This window comes from Kribbella pratensis, from assembly GCF_004366075.1.
GTDB lineage: Bacteria > Actinomycetota > Actinomycetes > Propionibacteriales > Kribbellaceae > Kribbella > Kribbella pratensis.
In genome coordinates this window covers 2,717,989-2,736,122 of sequence record NZ_SODU01000001.1, presented here as the reverse complement: position 1 = coordinate 2,736,122, position 18,134 = coordinate 2,717,989, and the positions used below count along the sequence as shown (strand labels likewise).

Annotated in this window: 21 protein-coding genes and 1 other RNA gene; 15 read left to right on the top strand and 7 right to left on the bottom strand. The window is 67.8% G+C overall.

From position 1 onward, the window contains the following. Nucleotides 1–16 precede the first annotated feature (16 nt). From EV137_RS13125 to EV137_RS13115, 3 genes are read left to right on the top strand one after another with little or no spacing between them, the layout of a single operon-like run. Nucleotides 17–892, top strand: a complete 876-nt coding sequence (locus EV137_RS13125) for a nitrilase-related carbon-nitrogen hydrolase (protein ID WP_134128794.1) — start codon at nucleotides 17–19, stop codon at nucleotides 890–892. A gap of 30 nt (nucleotides 893–922) precedes the next feature. After that, on the top strand, nucleotides 923–2,329 hold the full coding sequence (gene hydA / locus EV137_RS13120) for a dihydropyrimidinase (RefSeq protein WP_134128792.1): 1,407 nt from the start codon (nucleotides 923–925) through the stop codon (nucleotides 2,327–2,329). A gap of 21 nt (nucleotides 2,330–2,350) precedes the next feature. Next, nucleotides 2,351–3,346 carry a TIGR03842 family LLM class F420-dependent oxidoreductase gene (locus tag EV137_RS13115; protein ID WP_238175270.1) on the top strand — a complete coding sequence of 332 codons (996 nt, stop codon included), beginning with the start codon at nucleotides 2,351–2,353 and terminating at the stop codon, nucleotides 3,344–3,346. Here the strand turns inward: EV137_RS13115 and EV137_RS13110 are convergent. Then, nucleotides 3,328–3,735: a cytidine deaminase family protein gene (locus tag EV137_RS13110; protein ID WP_134128790.1), complete on the bottom strand. Its 408-nt coding sequence runs from the start codon at nucleotides 3,733–3,735 to the stop codon at nucleotides 3,328–3,330. The genes EV137_RS13115 and EV137_RS13110 overlap by 19 nt on opposite strands. 196 nt (nucleotides 3,736–3,931) lie before the next feature. On the opposite strand from EV137_RS13110, the gene EV137_RS13105 reads away from it, so the two are divergent. Then, complete coding sequence (locus EV137_RS13105; RefSeq protein ID WP_133789754.1) at nucleotides 3,932–4,135, top strand: cold-shock protein; 204 nt, start codon at nucleotides 3,932–3,934, stop codon at nucleotides 4,133–4,135. Nucleotides 4,136–4,189: 54 nt separating this feature from the next. On the opposite strand, the gene EV137_RS13100 is transcribed toward EV137_RS13105, so the two are convergent. Further along, on the bottom strand, nucleotides 4,190–5,458 hold the full coding sequence (locus tag EV137_RS13100; protein ID WP_134128788.1) for an ABC transporter substrate-binding protein: 1,269 nt from the start codon (nucleotides 5,456–5,458) through the stop codon (nucleotides 4,190–4,192). A 202-nt stretch (nucleotides 5,459–5,660) separates the two neighbouring features. Between EV137_RS13100 and EV137_RS13095 the strand changes: the two genes are divergently transcribed. Beyond that, nucleotides 5,661–6,854, top strand: a complete 1,194-nt coding sequence (locus EV137_RS13095) for an MFS transporter (RefSeq protein ID WP_134128787.1) — start codon at nucleotides 5,661–5,663, stop codon at nucleotides 6,852–6,854. Here EV137_RS13095 and EV137_RS13090 read toward each other — a convergent pair. Further along, complete coding sequence (locus EV137_RS13090; protein WP_238175269.1) at nucleotides 6,822–7,871, bottom strand: carbohydrate kinase family protein; 1,050 nt, start codon at nucleotides 7,869–7,871, stop codon at nucleotides 6,822–6,824. The genes EV137_RS13095 and EV137_RS13090 overlap by 33 nt on opposite strands. Before the next feature lie 114 nt (nucleotides 7,872–7,985). On the opposite strand from EV137_RS13090, the gene EV137_RS13085 reads away from it, so the two are divergent. The 9 genes from EV137_RS13085 to EV137_RS13050 all read left to right on the top strand — a co-directional run bounded on the left by EV137_RS13085 (nucleotide 7,986) and on the right by EV137_RS13050 (nucleotide 14,487). Further along, nucleotides 7,986–8,372, top strand: a complete 387-nt coding sequence (locus EV137_RS13085; protein ID WP_134001451.1) for a hypothetical protein — start codon at nucleotides 7,986–7,988, stop codon at nucleotides 8,370–8,372. Then, nucleotides 8,365–8,532, top strand: coding sequence for a hypothetical protein (locus EV137_RS40505; protein WP_166679851.1), 168 nt, complete (start codon nucleotides 8,365–8,367; stop codon nucleotides 8,530–8,532). Before EV137_RS13085 ends, EV137_RS40505 begins: the two co-directional genes overlap by 8 nt. Nucleotides 8,533–8,713: 181 nt before the next feature. Continuing rightward, the gene (gene ftsE / locus EV137_RS13080) at nucleotides 8,714–9,403 is read left to right on the top strand and encodes a cell division ATP-binding protein FtsE (protein ID WP_130382152.1); all 690 of its coding nucleotides are present in this window, start codon (nucleotides 8,714–8,716) and stop codon (nucleotides 9,401–9,403) included. 19 nt (nucleotides 9,404–9,422) lie between these two features. Then, entirely contained in the window at nucleotides 9,423–10,334 is a 912-nt protein-coding gene (gene ftsX, locus EV137_RS13075; RefSeq protein ID WP_130382150.1) for a permease-like cell division protein FtsX, read from the top strand. Nucleotides 10,335–10,418: 84 nt separating this feature from the next. Further along, complete coding sequence (locus EV137_RS13070) at nucleotides 10,419–11,864, top strand: M23 family metallopeptidase (RefSeq protein ID WP_134128785.1); 1,446 nt, start codon at nucleotides 10,419–10,421, stop codon at nucleotides 11,862–11,864. Between the two features lie 21 nt (nucleotides 11,865–11,885). After that, nucleotides 11,886–12,359 carry an SsrA-binding protein SmpB gene (gene smpB / locus EV137_RS13065; RefSeq protein WP_130382146.1) on the top strand — a complete coding sequence of 158 codons (474 nt, stop codon included), beginning with the start codon at nucleotides 11,886–11,888 and terminating at the stop codon, nucleotides 12,357–12,359. An 81-nt stretch (nucleotides 12,360–12,440) separates the two neighbouring features. Further along, on the top strand, nucleotides 12,441–13,001 hold the full coding sequence (locus EV137_RS13060; RefSeq protein ID WP_134128783.1) for a DUF1707 and DUF4870 domain-containing protein: 561 nt from the start codon (nucleotides 12,441–12,443) through the stop codon (nucleotides 12,999–13,001). A 94-nt stretch (nucleotides 13,002–13,095) separates the two neighbouring features. Beyond that, nucleotides 13,096–13,473, top strand: a transfer-messenger RNA (tmRNA) gene (ssrA, locus tag EV137_RS13055). Between the two features lie 168 nt (nucleotides 13,474–13,641). Then, nucleotides 13,642–14,487, top strand: a complete 846-nt coding sequence (locus EV137_RS13050; protein ID WP_134128781.1) for an alpha/beta fold hydrolase — start codon at nucleotides 13,642–13,644, stop codon at nucleotides 14,485–14,487. 10 nt (nucleotides 14,488–14,497) lie between these two features. On the opposite strand, the gene EV137_RS13045 is transcribed toward EV137_RS13050, so the two are convergent. Beyond that, on the bottom strand, nucleotides 14,498–14,818 hold the full coding sequence (locus EV137_RS13045) for a nuclear transport factor 2 family protein (protein ID WP_134001443.1): 321 nt from the start codon (nucleotides 14,816–14,818) through the stop codon (nucleotides 14,498–14,500). Nucleotides 14,819–14,895: 77 nt separating this feature from the next. On the opposite strand from EV137_RS13045, the gene EV137_RS13040 reads away from it, so the two are divergent. After that, on the top strand, nucleotides 14,896–15,663 hold the full coding sequence (locus EV137_RS13040) for a helix-turn-helix domain-containing protein (protein ID WP_238175268.1): 768 nt from the start codon (nucleotides 14,896–14,898) through the stop codon (nucleotides 15,661–15,663). A 3-nt stretch (nucleotides 15,664–15,666) separates the two neighbouring features. Here the strand turns inward: EV137_RS13040 and EV137_RS13035 are convergent, their stop codons facing one another. The 3 genes from EV137_RS13035 to EV137_RS13025 are packed head-to-tail and all read right to left on the bottom strand — an operon-like array spanning nucleotide 15,667 to nucleotide 18,101. Next, nucleotides 15,667–16,452 carry an SDR family NAD(P)-dependent oxidoreductase gene (locus EV137_RS13035; RefSeq protein ID WP_238175267.1) on the bottom strand — a complete coding sequence of 262 codons (786 nt, stop codon included), beginning with the start codon at nucleotides 16,450–16,452 and terminating at the stop codon, nucleotides 15,667–15,669. A gap of 36 nt (nucleotides 16,453–16,488) precedes the next feature. Beyond that, nucleotides 16,489–17,679, bottom strand: a complete 1,191-nt coding sequence (locus EV137_RS13030; RefSeq protein ID WP_134128777.1) for an epoxide hydrolase family protein — start codon at nucleotides 17,677–17,679, stop codon at nucleotides 16,489–16,491. Next, nucleotides 17,676–18,101: a MarR family winged helix-turn-helix transcriptional regulator gene (locus EV137_RS13025; RefSeq protein WP_134128775.1), complete on the bottom strand. Its 426-nt coding sequence runs from the start codon at nucleotides 18,099–18,101 to the stop codon at nucleotides 17,676–17,678. Before EV137_RS13025 ends, EV137_RS13030 begins: the two co-directional genes overlap by 4 nt. Nucleotides 18,102–18,134: the final 33 nt, after the last annotated feature.

Below are 18,134 nucleotides of genomic sequence, written 5' to 3'. Positions count from 1 at the left end.
CGGGTGGGCTGGGCGGATGGAGCATGGGACCTCTACTTGGGGAGGTCTTGTGGCGGAGGTTGTCAGGGCTGCGCTCGTTCAGACGTCGTGGACGGGTGACAAGGAGTCCATGATCAAGGTGCACGAGGACTACGCGCGGCAGGCGGCCGCTGCGGGTGCGAAGGTGATCTGTTTCCAGGAGTTGTTCTATGGGCCGTACTTCTGCCAGAAACAGGACGCCGAGTACTACGAGTACGCCGAATCCGTGCCAGGCCCGACCACCGAGCGGTTCGCCGCGCTGGCGCAGGAGCTCGGGATGGTGATGGTGCTCCCGGTGTACGAGCAGGAGCAGCCGGGCGTGCTGTACAACACCGCCGCGGTCATCGATGCCGACGGCACCTATCTGGGCAAGTACCGGAAGAACCACATCCCGCAGGTGAAGGGTTTCTGGGAGAAGTTCTACTTCCGGCCGGGCAACCTCGGGTATCCGATCTTCGACACCGCGGTCGGCCGGATCGGCGTCTACATCTGCTACGACCGGCACTTCCCCGAGGGCTGGCGGGCGCTCGGCCTGGCCGGCGCGAAGATCGTCTTCAACCCGTCGGCGACCAGCCGCGGACTGTCGGCGTACCTGTGGAAGCTCGAGCAGCCGGCCTCCGCGGTCGCGAACGAGTACTTCATCGGCGCGATCAACCGGGTCGGCATCGAGTCCGAGTTCGGCGACAACGACTTCTACGGTACGTCGTACTTCGTCGACCCGGAGGGGAAGTTCGTCGGCGACGTCGGGCACGACCACGATCCGGAGCTGATCGTCCGCGATCTGGACCTCGGCCTGCTGGACACCGTCCGGGACCGCTGGCAGTTCTACCGCGACCGCCGGCCCGACGCGTACGGAGACCTGACGAAACCGTAAATGCCGACCGCTCAAAGGGGAGTGGCGTAGATGTCTTTGCTCGTCAAGGGTGGAACCGTCGTCGGACCGACCGGGACCCGGGTCGCGGACGTGCTGATCGAGGGCGAGAAGATCGTCGCGGTCCTCGATCCGTCGTTCAGCCCGACGATCACGGTCGACGAGGTACTCGATGCCTCCGGCAAGTATGTGATTCCGGGCGGGATCGACGCGCACACGCACATGGAGTTGCCGTTCGGCGGCACCGCGGCCAGCGACACGTTCGACACCGGCACGCGGGCGGCGGCGTACGGCGGGACCACGACGATCATCGACTTCGCGGTCCAACGTACCGGCGAGGTCGTGCAGGACGGGCTCGCCGCGTGGCATGCGAAGGCCGAGGGCGAGTGCCACATCGACTACGCGTTCCACATGATCCTCGGCGGTGTCGACGCCGACGCGCTGAAGGCGATGGACCAGCTGGTTGCCGACGAGGGCATCACGAGTTTCAAGCTGTTCATGGCCTACCCGGGCGTCTTCTACTCCGACGACGGGCAGATCCTCCGCGCGATGCAGACCGCGCGCGAGAACGGCGCGATGATCATGATGCACGCCGAGAACGGCATCGCGATCGACGTCCTCGTGCAGCAGGCGCTCGCCAAGGGCCAGACCGACCCGATCTACCACGGCATCACCCGCCCGGCCGCGCTCGAGGCGGAGGCGACGAACCGCGCGATCGCGCTCGCCGAGGTCGCGCAGGACTGCCCGCTGTACATCGTCCACCTGTCCGCGAGCCAGGCGCTCGAGAAGGTCGCCGAGGCGCGGCACGCGGGCCGCAACGTGTTCGCCGAGACCTGCCCGCAGTACCTGTACCTGACACTCGAGGACCAGCTCGGGGCGCCCGGGTTCGAGGGCGCGAAATGGGTCTGCTCGACGCCGCTGCGCAGCAAGCACGAGCCGCACCAGCGGGATCTGTGGAAGGGCCTGCGGAACAACGAGCTCGCGATCGTGTCGACCGACCACTGCCCGTTCTGCATGAAGGACCAGAAGGAACTCGGGCTCGGCGACTTCTCCAAGATCCCGAACGGGATCGGCGGCGTCGAGCACCGCGTCGACCTGGTGTTCCAGGGTGTGGTGGACGGGAAGCTGTCGCTGGAGCGCTGGGTGGAGACGATCGCGACCACGCCGGCCCGGATGTTCGGGCTGTATCCGCAGAAGGGGATCGTGCAGCCGGGATCGGACGCCGACCTGGTGATCTACGACCCGAACGGTACGACGCGGATCGGCGTCGAGACGCACCACATGAACATGGACCACTCGGCGTACGAAGGGGTCGAGATCAAGGGCCGGGTGGGCACCGTCGTGTCCCGCGGCGAGGTGATCGTGGCTGACGGCAACTACCATGGCCGGAAAGGCCGGGGCAAGTTCCTGAAGCGCGGCCTGTCGTCTTATCTCATGTAGGGGGATGACGTGGACTTCGGTGTGGTGTTTCAGTGTGATCCGCCCGCGTCCACGGTCGTGGAGCTGGCCCGGAAGGCGGAGGACGCCGGGTTCTCGTACGTGTGGACGTTCGACTCGCACCTGCTCTGGCAGGAGCCGTTCGTGATCTACAGCCAGATTCTCGCGGCCACGCGCCGCGTGATCGTCGGGCCGATGGTGACGAATCCGGGAACGCGGGACTGGACGGTGATCGCGTCCCAGTTCGCCACCTTGAACGAGATGTTCGGCAACCGGACGATCTGCGGGATCGGGCGCGGGGACTCGGCGTTGCGGACGCTCGGCGCGCAGCCGGGGACGATCGCGGAGATGAAGCAGTGCGTCGAAGTCGTGCGATCCCTGGCACGCGGCGAGACCGTCGAGTACCGCGGGCAGCAGCTGAAGTTCGCGTGGGTCGACGACGGCGCGCTCGACGTGTGGGTCGCGGCGTACGGCCCACGCGCGCTCAAGGCCACCGGCGAGGTCGGCGACGGGTACATCCTGCAGCTGGCCGATCCGGACATCGCGGAGTGGATGATCACCGCGGTACGACGGTCCGCGGAACAGGCCGGCCGCGATCCGATGGCGATCAAGTTCTGCGTCGCGGCACCGGCGTACGTCGGGGACGACCTGGATCACCAACGCGAACAGACCCGCTGGTTCGGCGGGATGGTCGGGAACCACGTCGCGGACATCGTCGCGCGGTACGGGACGTCAGGCGCCGTGCCGCAGGCGCTGACCGACTACATCGAGGGGCGCAAGGGATACGACTACGCCGAGCACGGGCGCGCCGGGAACACCCACACCGACTTCGTGCCGGACGAGGTCGTGGACCGGTTCTGCATCCTCGGCCCTGTCGAGAACCACCTCGCCCGGCTGGCCGAACTGAAGGAACTCGGCGTCGACCAGTTCGCCCTCTACCTCCAGCATGACGCCAAGGAGGAAACCCTGGCGTCGTACGGCAAGGACATCATCCCAGCTTTTCAAGGGGTCCAGCGGTAGGCGCCGGGTAGGAGGTCGGTGGCCAGGGCCGAGGCAGGACCGTCCTCAGTCGGCAGGATGACGCGGATCGTGGGGTGGTAGTCGACGAGGATCTGGCGGTCGCGGCCGCACGGCGCGACCACGCCACGGCCTTCGTTGCCTACGGCCACGATGGTGGTGAGCTCGCGGGCCCCGTCGGCGCGGGCGCGGCCGAGGGCGACCAGTTCGGCGCAGGGGCCGCCGGTGAAGTGGTACAGGTTGATACCGGCGTACATCCGGCCGTCGGCACCGCGGACCGCGGCGCCCATCGTGTAGACGCCGTCGGGTCCGTCGGTGTTCGCGTCGACCGTCCGGCGGGCCAGCTCGATCAGCTCGCGGTCGTCGTCGGTCAGCGGTTGCAGGGTCGCCATGTGCCCCACCCTGCCACGCCCGGCGCAGCCCGAGGGAATGAATCCTGCGAGTTCGTGGTTCTATGGGGTAGGTCAAGTTTTAGTAGCTGTGGTTTATCCCGATCTTTCCTCGCGAGAGATGGTCTGCCGCCGGTGCGACAACGGCCGGGCCCACCGCGTCCGCGGTGCGCACCCATCTCCACGAAGGAGCAACAACATGGCACAGGGAACTGTGAAATGGTTCAACGCCGACAAGGGCTTCGGCTTCATCACCGTCGACGGGGGCGGTGCGGACGTGTTCGTCCACTTCTCCGCCATCCAGACCGACGGCTTCCGTAGCCTCGAGGAGAACCAGCGCGTCGAGTTCGACATCGCCCAGGGCCCGAAGGGTCAGCAGGCGGAGTACGTCAAGGTCGTCTGAGCCGGCGCAGCCGCGGCCCCGCACCGAACGGTGTGGGGCCGCGGCCTTGTCGTGTCAGCCGGTGATGCGCTTGAGTTCGGCCTCGGTGACCGACTTGACGGTCTTGATCTCCGCGGCCGGGTCGGCGCCGCTGCGGATGATCTTGTTCAGCGCGTCGGAGTACGCCGAGCTGGCCTTCGGCGACCAGAGCATCGGGTTCTGCGGGCGGCCGTTCTCGTTCAGCAGCTTGACGGCGTCCGCGGCCGGGCCGGATTTCAGCTTGTCCGCCTTCTCCGACAGGCTCTTGCGGGCGGGTACGTGGAAGCCGTACGCCTGCGCGAAGTCGAGCTGGTCGTCGGTCTGGTCCACCCACAGCCACTTGGCGAACTTCTTCGCGGCGTCGAGGTTCTTCGACTTGGCGTTCACGCAGGCGCCGTACGCCCCGACCGGGACACTCGGCGCGCCGGTGGTGGCGTTCAGCTTCGGCCAGGGGAGTACGCCGTAGTCGCCGGGCAGCGCCTTCTCGATCACGGGGAGCGTCCACAGGCCGGTGAACTGCATTGCGGTCAGGCCCTGCGTGAACGCGGCCGGGTCGGACCAGTCGGTCGGTGCCCCGAGCAACAACACCTTCGACGTCCAGAACTCCCGCAGTTTGCGCAGCGACTCGAACGCGGCCGGGTCGTCGAAACCGAACTGGTTGTCCTTGGTCAGGTAGTCGACACCGGCCGACCAGAGCGCCGGCCCGCCGAGCACGCCGACGCCGCCGTCGTTGCCGACGAACAGCCCCTTGGTCTTGTTGTTGGTGAGCTTCTTCGCGGCGGCGAGCAGTTCGTCGACGGTCTGCGGCGGCTGTACGCCGGCCGCGCTCAGCAGGCTCTTGCGGTACACGAGCAGCTGCATGTCGATCACCTGCGGGATCCCGTACAGCTTGCCCTGGTACGACATCCGCTCGAGCAGCGCACCGTTGAAGTCGCTCTTCGCATCGCCCAGCAGATCGGTCAGCTCGACGACCTGCTTGCCCTTGATCATGTCGATCGTGGGCCCGTTCGGGTACTCGAACACGTCCGGGCCCTGGTCGGTGAGCAGCGCAGTCGCGGCCTTCTTCTCGTAGTCACCCGGCGACCACTGGATCGTCACGGTCGCATCCGGGTACGCCTTCGCGTACTTCTCCACCGCCTGCTGCGTGCCCGCCTCGCCGTACTGGTGGTACCACTGCTGCAGCGCCGGCTTCGACCCGTCCGACCCACCGGACGACGGCCGCCCGGAGTTCGACCCGCATCCCGCCACGGCCATCGCAGCCAGTCCGGTCCCGAGCCCGAGTACCTGCCGCCGACTGATCGTCATCGCCTGCACCTCTCCGTCCAGCGCGGTCCCACAGCCCGCGCACCACCCCAGACCCTACGACCGGTGGAGCCCAGTAAGCCGACATTTCCAGCCGCCGAGAACGAGCTGTAGGCTCGCCCGCATGTTCTCCCCCCGTGACTAGAGACGGCTCCCACGCCTTGCGTGGTATCGAGCCTCATCCCGTCTCTCTAGGAGAATTCTCGTGTCCGGCACAACTCGTGCCGGGAGCTACCGTGACGTCCTGCTGCTGCTGCCGTCGGCGCTGCGCACATTCGTGCCTGCGTTGCTCGGCCGGCTGTCGTACGGTCTGCTCCCGTTGTCTTTGCTCTTCACCGTCCAGCAGTCCACCCGTTCCTTCGCCACGGCCGGCGCCGCGGTCGCGGTGTTCGGGTTCGCCTCGTTGTCGATGCCGTACAAAGCGCGGCTCGTCGACCGCTACAGCCAGCGCCGCGTCCTGCCACCCCTCGCACTCGGTGCATCCGCCGGTCTGGTCGCCATCGCAGCATTCGGTACGCCGGATGCCGCCGTACTGCTCCTCGTCGGCGCGACCGGGTTGCTGGCGCCGCCGTTGGGGCCGTCGATGCGGTCGAACTGGCGACTGCTCACCGAGGGCTCTGTGCTGAAGGAACGCGCGTACGCTCTCGACGCGGTCTCCGAGGAGTGCCTGTTCCTCGGCGGGCCACTGATCGCAGGCACCCTGATCGGTCTCGTATCCGCACCAGCCGCGCTCGGCTGCTCGGCCGCCGTGATGGTCGTCGGCACGTTCGCGATGGTGACGAGTCCGGTGACGACCTCGACGTCAGCGTCGGCGCCCACTCGGCATCCGTTGGGGCCGTTGGTGATCCCCGGTCTGCGACGGATCCTGCTCGTCATCACGGTCACGGCGTCCGGGATCAGCGCGGCGTACGTCTGCGTGGCAGGTGTCGCGCAGCACGCGGGACGTCCCGGAGCGGCCGGGTACGTCGAGGCAGCGATCGCGGCGGGCAGTGTGATCGGCGGGATGCTCTGGGCGCGCCGGCGTCATACCCGGTCCTGGTCGACCCATCTCGGCGGGCTGATCGCCGTACTGGCCGCCGGACTGCTCGCGGCGTCGTTCGTGACCGACCTGGTCGTGCTCGGGAGTGTGTTGGGCTTTGCCGGTGCCGCAGTAGCCCCGCTGTTCGTGGTCTCGTACCTGGCCGCCGACGACGTCACTCCGCCGTACCAACGGACCGAGGCGAGCACCTGGATCAACACCGCCAACAACCTCGGCTCGGCCGCCGGATCGGCGACCGCCGGGCTGGTGCTCGAACATGCCGCGCCGTCCTGGGGCTTCCTGGGCGGCGGCGTACTGCTCGTCCTGGTCGCGGTGACGGTAGGCGCGTCAGGCGTCCGACAGGCGCGCGATCGTGGCTGAGGCCCGACGGACGATCGGGACGGGACCGGCCGGGAGGACGTCGCCGATGAAGGCGTAGTGCTGGAGTACGGCGGGGTCGACGTCGCCGGGGCGGTGCCGGCTGTGGTCGCGCACCCAGTCGATGATGTCGCCCCAGCCGGGCGCCGCGAGGGAGCCGCCGAAGTGCTGGACCGAGAGGCCGGCGCACAGGTTGCTGAACGCCAGGCGGTGGGCGAGCGGCCAGCCGCGGAGCGTGCCGAGCACGAGTGAGGCGAGGAACACGTCGCCGGCGCCGGTCGGGTCGTACGAACGCACCGGCAGCGCCGGCACCTGCTCCTCCTCACCGGTCGCCGAGTCGATCGCCAGTACGCCGTCCGCGCCGTTCGTCACCACCGCGAGCGGTACGCGGTCGGCCAGCTTGTGCAGCGCGGCCTTGGGGGTGTCGGTGCGGGTGTAGGCCATCGCCTCACCCGCGTTCGGCGTGAACGCGTGGAACCCTTCGAGTACGTCGAGCACCGCGGGCGACCACTCGTCGGTCGGATCCCAGCCGACGTCGCCGAACAACAGCGCACCGGACTGCCGCGCCTCGACCGTCCAGCCCGGCAGCTCCTCCGCCACCGGCACGATCGCGGACCGCGTCTTCAGGCCTGGCCCCACCAGTTTGCTCGGATCGCCCGGCGCCTCGTGCGCGTGCGTGACCATCGCCCGGTCCCGGTCGATCGACATCGACACCGTGACCGGCGAGTGCCAGTGGCCGATCCGCCGCGAGTGCGACAGGTCCACGCCCTCCTGGTCCGCGAGGGTCCGCCAGCAGAAGTCGGCGTACGCGTCGTCACCGAAGACCGACGCGAGTCCTGTCTGCAGTCCGAGCCGCGCGGCCGCGATCGCGAAGTTCGCGACACCGCCCGGGCACGATCCCATGCCCTCGGCGAAGATCTCCGTACCGGTGGTCGGGGCGGACGCCAGACCGGTCATGACGATGTCGAGGAACACCGTCCCCTGCACGAACACGTCGTAGCGGTCCTGCTCGTCCGTCACGGTGACACCGCCCCTTGTCATCCTGGTATGTCGGTGGTGGGTGGAATGCTCCTTCGTAGCATCATCGACCGGTCAAGACCACGGAATTGGGAGGACGGGTATGAGCGTCGGGGTGTGTCCGTGATCCCTACCTGGATCTCGATCGTCGGGGTGGTGATGACGGTTCTGAGTCCGCTGCTCGCGCTCGGTGGCGTGTCCCTGGGGGCGTACCTGACGCGGAAGTCCGACCGCGAGCTCGACACCTGGCGGCACCGTGAGGAGACCATGCGGATGGTCCGGTGGGCCGTGGAGCAGATTCTCGAGGGCGAGGACGCCGGGACGGACGCCGGTGTTGTGACGCTGCGTTCACTGATGAGGTCGGAGCTGTTACAACCCGAGGACTACGATCTGGTCGCCGCGCTGACCGCCGCCGTAGCGATCGACCGCATCGGCGCGTCCGCGTACGCTGATATCGCGGACACCGACATCGAGGTCGTCGAGGGAGACAGTGACCATGGCTGAGAAGAAGACCGTGAAGGTCTCGCGCCAGGCTGTCGAGCTGGCCCGGTTGCACGTCGAGGCCGCCCGCCGCGCCGGCCGCAAACCCGACGCCGGCGTAGCCCGCATAGCCGGCGCCCGCCCCGACAACGGCAACGGCACGCCGAGCCCGTCCCCAGCCTGACCTTCTCGTACGGCTGTTTCAAACGCACCGGGTATCGGACGCGGGTGTACGGACCGGCACGTCTGGTCGGCGGCACGCCGTGGAGCGCCTAGACTGATCGCCGGCCGCTCCGGTGGCGTACGGTGCACTTCGTGGTTACCGTCGCGTCGCTCCCTGTTCCCGACCACGGCCGGATGAACCCGTGATCCGCTTCGAGAATGTGTCCAAGACGTACGAGGGCCAGTCCAAGGCCGCTCTGCTGAACGTCAACGTCGAGATCGAGAAGGGCGAGTTCGTCTTCCTGGTCGGAACCTCCGGGTCCGGCAAGTCGACGTTCCTCCGTCTGGTCCTGCGTGAGCACCGGACGACCAGAGGTCACATCATGGTCGCCGGCAAGGATCTGAACCGGCTGGCCAGCTGGCGGATCCCGCAGATGCGGCGCCAGATCGGCACCGTGTTCCAGGACTTCCGGCTGCTGCCGAACAAGACCGTGGCCGAGAACGTGGCGTTCGCGCTGCAGGTGATCGGCAAGCCTCGCGCGCACATCCGCAAGACGGTGCCCGAGGTCCTCGAGCTGGTCGGTCTGGACGGCAAGGAGGACCGGATGCCGGACGAGCTGTCCGGCGGCGAGCAGCAGCGCGTCGCGATCGCCCGCGCGTTCGTGAACCGGCCGATGATCCTGATCGCCGACGAGCCCACCGGAAACCTCGACCCCGGTACGTCGGTCGGCATCATGAAGCTGCTGGACCGGATCAACCGGACCGGGACGACCGTGGTGATGGCCACCCACGACGTCTCGATCGTCGACCAGATGCGCAAGCGCGTGATCGAGCTGGAGAACGGCCATGTCGTCCGCGACGAGTCGCGCGGCGTCTACGGCTACCAGCACTGACCAGGGGACTGACTGACTGATGCGCTTGAACTACATCCTCTCCGACCTCGGGATCGGTCTGAAGCGGAACCTCTCGATGACGATCGCGGTCGTCGTGACCATCTGGGTCTCGCTGTCGCTGTTCGGCAGCGCGCTGCTCGCCCGCGAGCAGGTCGACCTGATGAAGGGGAACTGGTACGACAAGATCCAGATCTCGGTGTTCCTGTGCACCAAGGACTCCGGCGGCCGCGGCTGCTCCGGCGCCGAGGTGACCCAGGAGCAGAAGAACCGGATCCAGCAGGTCATCCAGACGAACCCGGACACCGCCCCCGACGGCGTGTTCTCGGAGTCGAAGAAGGAAGCGTTCGAGTCGTTCAAGAAGCTGTACAAGGACTCGCCGATCGTCAGCACGGTCACCGAGGACCAGATGCAGGAGTCCTTCCGGGTCAAGCTCCGAGATCCGACGCGCTATCAGAACCTGGTCAGCGCCGTCGCCGGCCTCCCCGGCGTCGACACCGTCCAGGACCTTCGCCAGTACCTCGATCCACTGTTCAAGGCCCTCAACGGCTTGCAGGTCGGGGCGCTGATCTCGGCCGGCTTGCTGCTGGTCGCGGCTCTGATGCAGATCTCCAACACGATCCGGCTGGCGGCGTACGCCCGGAGACGGGAGATAGGCATCATGCGCCTGGTGGGCGCCTCGAACTTCTACATCCAGCTACCGTTCCTCCTGGAAGCGGTGCTGGCGGCCCTGATCGGCGCGGTCTTTGCCTGCGGCACCTTGTGGGTCGGCGTGTACTTCGTGGTCATGCAGCGGGCCCAGGAGACGTTCCGCGTCTGGCAGTGGGTCGGCGCGACCGAAACCTTCCGCGCCACGCTGATCATGGTCGTGGTCGGCCTGGTCCTGGCCGTCATCCCGACATTCCTGACAACGCGGAAATACCTCAAAGTCTGACCCGGGTGACCTATCGTGCAGTAACAGGAGTAACAGCAGTCACTCCCGTACCGCACAATTTCATCCAGAGCAAGGGGTCGACCTGTGGTCCCGCACTTCCCCGGTGCGAACCCGCGCGAGCGGGGGAGCATCAAGCGAGACGACAGCACCGGCACCTCCACCGCGCCGTACCAGCGATCACGCAAGCGACCGCCGGGCCGGCAGACGGCGGTCGCCGCTTGCTGCCTTGTCCTGTCCCTGTCCGCCGGTGTCCTGGCCGCGGTTCCGTCCACTCCGTCCGCGGAGGCGAAACCGCCGGATCCAGTCGCCAAGAAGAAGCAACTCGACGCGCAGCTCGGTCAGCAGAAGGCTGATCTCGACGACGCGTCCGACCAGCTCGGCAAGTCCGTTGCCGCGTACAACCAAGCCGTCGTGAAGTACCAGGCCGTCCAGGTCCGGTACGCCGCCGCGCAGGGGCAGCTCGCCGCCGCGAAGGCCGCCGACGCGGTCGCCGCGGGCAAGCTCGCCGCGGCCGAGGCGGCGTTGCGTACGGCGGTGTCCGACGTCGAGGCCGGCGAGAAGCTGATCGCGGAGAAGCGGGCTGTCGCGGGTCGCGCCGTACGGTCGGCGTACCAGCAGCAGAACGGCCTGGTGGGCCTGTCGATCGCGCTGCGGGGTGCCGCCCCGGCCGATATCGCGACCGGGATGCAGGTCCAGCGGAACGTGTTCGGCATCCAGAGCAATGCGATCACCAACCTGAACAACGCGCAGGCGCAGCTCGCCAGCAAGCGGGTCAAGGTCGCGGCCGCGGAGAAGGAGTCCGAGGTCGCTCGCGCCGAGGCCGCCGCAACGGTCAAGCGGGTCACGGAGCTGACCAAGCAGGTCGCGGCCGACCGTGCCGAGGCCGCGGCCATCGCGAAGGTCAAGCTGACCGCGTTCAAGGCCGCCGAGAAGGAGAAGAACGCCGAGCTGGCGCAGTACAACTCGCTGCTGCGTGAGCGGAACCGGGTCGAACAGCTCCTGATCGCGCGGGCGAAGGCCGAGAAGGCGGCCGCAGCGCGCCGGAAGGCGGCAGCCGAGAAGGCGGAGCGGGCGAAGGCGCGCAAGGAGCACCGGAAACCGCGGAACATTCCGGACGATCCGCCGTCGTCCGGCGGCGGGCGGCTGGCCTACCCGGTCAGCAGCTACATCACGTCGCCGTACGGAATGCGTTTTCACCCGGTTCTGCACTACTGGAAGCTGCACGACGGGACCGACTTCCGCGCTCCGTGCGGTACGCCGATCCGCGCCGCGGCCGACGGGGTGGTGTCGGACAAGTACTACAACGGTGGCTACGGAAATCGTCTGTTCGTTTCACACGGTGTGATGGGCGGATCGTCGATCACCACCGTCTACAACCACCTGTCGCGGTACAAGGCCGGCGTCGGTGAACGCGTCCGAAGGGGCGAGATCATCGGGTACGCCGGGACCACGGGCTACTCCACCGGTTGCCACCTGCACTTCATGGTCTACCAGGACGGCCGCGTGGTTAATCCGATGAAGTGGTTGTAGACGGTCTGAGATACTGGCTGGATGGTGAAACAGTCCGGCCGGGAGAAGCCGATCGCGCAGAACCGTAAGGCGCGACACGACTACCACATCGAGGACGTGGTGGAGGCCGGGCTGGTGCTGACGGGGACCGAGGTCAAGTCCCTCCGGCAGGGCCGGGCCTCCCTCGTCGACGCGTTCGCCGCCGTCCGCGGGAACGAACTCTGGCTGCAGGGCATGCACATCCCGGAGTACAAACACGGCACGTGGACGAACCACGAGCCCCGCCGTACGCGGAAGCTGCTGCTGCACAAGGACGAAGTACAGAAACTGATCCGCGAGGTCGAGCAGCAAGGGGTGTCGCTGATCCCGCTGTCGCTGTACTTCAAGGACGGCTACGCGAAGGTCGAGCTCGCCACCGGCCGCGGCAAGAAGGACTACGACAAACGCCACGCTCTCGCCGAGCGTCAGGCCAATCGCGAGGCCCAACGCGCCCTGTCGGACCGCAGACGCCAGTAGCCGGGCCTTCCGGGTCCGGTCAGGGGTGCATCCGGGGCGAACCCGATGGGGTGCGAGGCCGGTGGCGCGCACAGTGGAAGCATGTCCACTTCAGAGCTGCTGGTGACGACGGCGCAGCGGGACCGGGCCGTCGAGATCCTCAAGGAAATGTACGCCGACGGGCGCCTCGACCACATGGAGTTCGACCTCCGTTTGGAGAAGGCCCTGAAGGCACGGACCCGGGCCGAGCTGAACAGCTCGTTCGACGGGCTGGTCTCCCGCCCGGTCCCGACGTTCGCCCCGGCCGCCTTCACCCGGCCGGCGCCGCTGCAGACCTACCGTGGCGACGGGCGCGGGATGGGCACGATCGCGCACTGGCTCGGGTACCCGACGTCGTTCGTCGGCCCGGCCCTGGTCGTCGCGACGGCCGGCCAGAAGAACCCCGCCGTACGCCGGCACGCCGTCGAGGCGCTGAACTTCCAGCTGACCGCGTTCGGGGCGTTCGCGCTGCTGGGGATCGCGACCGGCTTCACCCACGGGTTCCTGTCGTTCCTGTTCCCGGTGCTCGGGATCCTCTGGTTCCTCCTGACCGGCATCGGCGGCCTGGCCACCGCGGCGGGCAGCAAGTTCCGCTATCCGTTCACCCTGCGCCTGATCAAGTAGGTCCCGCGGGGGGAATGTGAGGTGCGAGCGGCTTGTTGGACTTGATAGTGTGGAGCTTCCACCGCGGTACGGGTGGGAGTTTGACAACTCAACAGGGGGTGAACGGTTTCGACTTTGGACGTACGTTCCAAGGGAAGCGGGCCGAGGATCCAGGGTTATCTCGTTAACGATCTCTGGAAACCAATAACTGCCGATTCCAAGCGCAGTAGCTTCGCTCTCGCCGCCTGACGGCCTGAGCACCTAAAGAAGCGGTCAGCCCGGGGATGCTCTCGCCCCGGTTCCTGGCCTCATCTAGAGAGCTTGCTTTGCTAGCCCGGTCACGGGGTTAGCACGGGACATTTACAGTGACTGAGCCTGTCAGCGAGATGTCTGTACAAACGCTGGGGCTGAGAAAAGCGCCATTCAGACTGCGCCCGGAGAAGCCTTGAAGCGACGCCGAAGGACGCGGGTTCGATTCCCGCCACCTCCACCCCTCGAGAAGTGCCTGGTCAGAGCAACACCGACCAGGCACTTCGTCGTTTCACGACCACTTCACGGCGCCTCGCGTCCAGATGCCCGAGTTTTCGCGTGCCAGCGGGAAGACAGAGCGGTGTCAGCGGCGTTGGGGAGTCTAGGGGCGTGATCGAAGGAGGGGGCGGCGATGCAGGACGCGGACGTTTGGCGGCGGCAGCTGGTCTCGGGGATTCAGGTGTTGACCACGGGGACCGGGCCGGGGCTTGTCGTGGTGCCGGGGAACAACCGGCGAGCACATCACTACGAGGCGTTGGCGCGAGGGCTCTCCGGGGCTCACACGGTGCATGTGATCGAGCGGCGTGGGCGTGGGGCGAGTGCGGCGCGAGGTCCGGCGTACAGCGTGGAGACCGATGTCGACGACGTACTCGCGGTGCTCGAGCAGACGGGCGCGCGGGTGGCGTTCGGGCACAGTTATGGCGGGCTGGTCGCGCTGCATGTGGGTTTGCGGCGGCAGTTGGATGCGTTGATCGCATACGAGCCGGGCGTGAGTATCGACGGGTCGTTCGACGGGAGTTGGCTGGGCGGGTTCACGCGGCAACTCGACGCAGGCCGGCGCGTTGCCGCGATGACGACGTTCCTCAAAGGCACGGACCTGTTGCCGTTCCGCGCCGTACCTTTGCTGTGGGCAATCTCCTTGCTGCTCGTCCGCGGACCCGGCAGTCGCGAGACGCGTGACATGATGCCGACGACGCCCGGCGAGATCGCGGAGATCCTCCGCCTCGACTCCGACGGCAGCCGGTACGCCGGGATCGCGTCGAGGACACTGCTCCTCGGTGGGGCCAGGTCGCCCGCGTACCTGACCGGCGTACTGCCGCGCCTCGCCACGATCATGCCCAACGCCGAGTTCCGGATCCTCCCGGACCTGGACCACAACGCGCCCGACGAGAATGCGCCGGACACGATCGCCCAGGAGCTCCGCCTGCACCTGGTCCGCGGCGAACGCCACCACCACGACACGCTGCACGACCGCTAGCCTCGTGGAGTCACGTGGGTTGTACGACGTCCCAGTGTTCGACGATCTGGTTGTTCTCGAAGCGCCAGATGTCGACCACGGCCTGGGTGGTTTCGGGGGTGGTCATCAGGTAGTGGACGACTACGTGGGTTTCGTCGGCGATCACGCGTTGGAGGGCGAGCTCGGCGCCGGCGACCGGGGCCTGGGCGATGAACTCGAGGAAGGCGTCGCGGCCGGAGGGGTTGCCGGGGCTGTGCTCGACGAAGTTCTCGTGCAGGAGCGGGCGGAGCGGTTCGAGGTTGCCGTTGGCGAATTCCTGGAAGGCGTGCAGGGTGAGCTGCTTGATCGTCATGCGTACGACGATGCGCCGGCCGCTGCGGCGCTGTCGATTACCTGACGTGTCATGGCGCGGCCCTGGATACTCGAGCTGTGAATGACGACAGGCCGGTGGGCGAGCTGTTGCGGGAGTGGCGGCGGCGGAGGAAGTTGAGTCAGCTCGACCTCGCGATCCAGGCGGACGTGTCGTCGCGGCACGTGAGTTTCGTCGAGACCGGGCGGACGATTCCGAGCAGTGCGATGGTGCTGCACCTCGCCGAGCAGCTCGACGTGCCGCTGCGGGAACGCAACCGGCTCCTGGTCGCGGCCGGCCACGCTCCCGTGTACCGGCAGATGCCGCTGGACGACCCGGACATGACGCGGGTCCGCGCGGCCCTCGAACAGTTCGTCCGGGCGCACGCGCCGTACCCGGCCGTCGCCGTCGACCGCCGCTGGAACCTCCTGCTCGCGAACGACTCCTTCAACGTCTTCCTGGCCGGTGTTGACAAGAAGTTGCTCACAGCACCGATCAACCTGATGCGCCTCGGCCTGCACCCGGACGGTCTGGCGTCCCGGATCCGCAATCTGGAGCAGGTTCGCGGGTACCTCCTGCCCCGCCTCGCCCGCCAGGCCGCGGCCTCCGGTGACCCCGAACTCCATCAGCTGTACGACGAACTCGTTGCCCACGGCCCCGTCGACACCACGCCGCCAGACCCCGCCGACATCGCACTCCCGATCCACATTCAGCACCGCGGCCTCGACCTCGCGTTCCTCAGCACCGTCACCACGTTCGGCGCCGCCTTCGACATCACCCTCGAGGAGATCGCCGTCGAAACCTACCTCCCGGCCGACCCCACAACCACCGAGTTCTTCCGGCGCTGATGCTTACCGGAGGGCGGTTGTGATGAGGTTGTCCGAGAGGGTGCGGAGGCGTTCGCGGGCGCGGGCGTCGTACGCCTGCTCGTTGGCGCGGGCCTCGCGGAGGCCGTTGAAGTAGCGTCCGGTCGGCACGTCCGGTGCGGTGATCAGGCGCATCGTCGCGTCGGCGCCCTCGGCGACGCTGCTGATCGGGCTGACGCCGCTCTCGGTCACCATCGTGGTGGCCATGAACGTTGCCGGGTGCAACGCATTGACCACGACGGACTGTTCCGCGGCGAGGTCGATGGTGAACATGATCTGCGCCAGCTTGCTCCGCTGGTACGCCGAGAACCCGTCCCAGCCGCGCTCCATCATCGGATCCTCGAAGTCGATCGCCTGCTGACCGGCCGACGCCACGTTGACGATCCGGCCGGTGGGCGCCAGTTGCGGGAGCAGGCGCCGCGTCAGGTGGTAGCCGGCGAGGTAGTTGACCGCGAATCTCAGTTCGATGCCGTCGGCACTCACCTCACGCCCCGTACCGGGCCTGCCGCCGCCGATGCCCGCATTGTTGACCAGCACGTCGAGTTCGCTGTCGATGCTGTCGGCAAGCTTGTCGACATGGTGGAGATCAGCCAGATCGGCCAGCAGGATCTCTGGTTCGGGACCGCCCGCGGCGCGGATATCGGCCCGCACACGTTCGGCGCGGGCCGCGTCCCGTCCGTGGATCAGTACGCGAGCTCCCGCCGTACCCAGTCGGAGTGCCAGTTCGCGCCCCAGGCCATCTGTCGCACCGGTGATCAGAATCGTCTGCACGATCTCCACCGTACGTCGAGGTCAAGCCAGGCCGGATCAGCGCAAGGGACGGAACGTTCGCCGGAGGTCATCGGTCCACTCGGTGGGGAGCTCCCACGGGATGAAGTGCCCGCCGTTGGGGTGGGCGGTGATGTTGGTGTGGTTGTACCAGGCGGCGCGGTCGCTCGCGAGGAAGTTCTGTACGCGTTCCTCGGGAGTGTGCACGCCGGGCGGGTCCTCGTGGCCGACGAAAGTGATGCCGGTCGGGGCCTCGATCACCGGCGTACGGTCGTGGGACGGAGTCCACGGGTAGCGGTTGTTGTTGGCGTACGTGCGGATCGAAGTGTCGATCGCGTTGCCCGCCCAGTAGATCGTCGCGTGGGTGAGCAGGTCGTCGTCGGTGAACGCCTCGTCGCCCTCCGACCAGCTCTGCCAGCGTTCCAGGATCCACGCGAGCATGCCGGCGGGGGAGTCGGCGAGCCCGAAGGCGAGGGTGCTCGGGTCGAGGACGTGCGTGGCGAGGTGCGCGGCGAAGCGGCGTTCGAGCTCGATGATGCGGGCGTGGATCGCGGGCGGCAGCCCTTCCGGGATCGGGTTGCCGCCGCTCAGGTCCCAGCCGCGGTCGCCGTTGAAGAACGTGAGTTTCAGCGCCGACCCGATGTGGATCCCGTAGAGCTCATCGGCGTACTTGTGGCCGAGCTGCCCCGTCACCAGCGCGCCGACGTCACAGCCGGCCGCGGCGTACTTCGGGAATCCGAGGACGCCCGTCATCAGCTCGTGCCAGACGTCGGCCATCTTCCAGAAGTTCATGTCCGGCCGGGTCGGCGTCGAGAAGCCGAACCCGGGCAGCGACGGGACGATCACGTCGAACGCGTCGGCCGGATCACCGCCGTACGACGCGGGGTCGGCGAGCCGGTCGATCACCTTCGACCAGTGCCAGAACGTCCACGGCCAGCCGTGACTCAGGATCAGCGGGATCGGCCGCGGGCCGATGCCCGGCCGGCGCAGGAAGTGCACCGGTACGTCGCCGACGTCGACGCGGTAGTGGTCGTACGCGTTGATCGCCTTCTCGGCGGCGCGCCAGTCGAAACCGTCCGCCCAGTACTCGACGAGCGGTTGCAGGCGGGTACGTCGTACGCCGTAGAAGCCGTCGTCGTTGCCGGCGTCGCGCGGCCACTTCGTCGCACGCAGGCGGCGGCGGAGGTCGTCGAGAACCTCGTCGGGTACGACGATGGGGGTGGGGATCATGGGGTGTCCTCAGCGAGTTCGGTCAGGCGGTGGAGTACGTCGATCGAGCCTGCGAGTACTGCGCGCTCGTCGGGAGTGAGTTGCTCGACGAGCGCGGTCAGTTTCGCGACCCGGTTCGTGTGCCGGGATCGGACGAGCTCCTGGCCGGTGTGGGTCAGGGAGAGCAGGCTGGCGCGGCCGTCGGCGGGGTCGGGGCGGCGCTGGACGAGGCCGTCCTGCTCGAGTTTCGCGATCAGGCTGGTCAGGGCGGGTTGCTTCAGCTGCTCGGTCGCCAGCAGGTCGGTGAGCCGCAACGGCCCGCGCCGGTGGAGCGTGTGCAGGACCGAGAGCGCCGAGAAGTTGAGCCGGCGGACCGACGGGAGGCGGATGAAGATCGTGTTGAAGTCCTCGATGACCGTGGTCAACCGGTCGACGTCCAGCATGCCGCCGCTCCCTCCGGGCCCACCGCGGCGGTG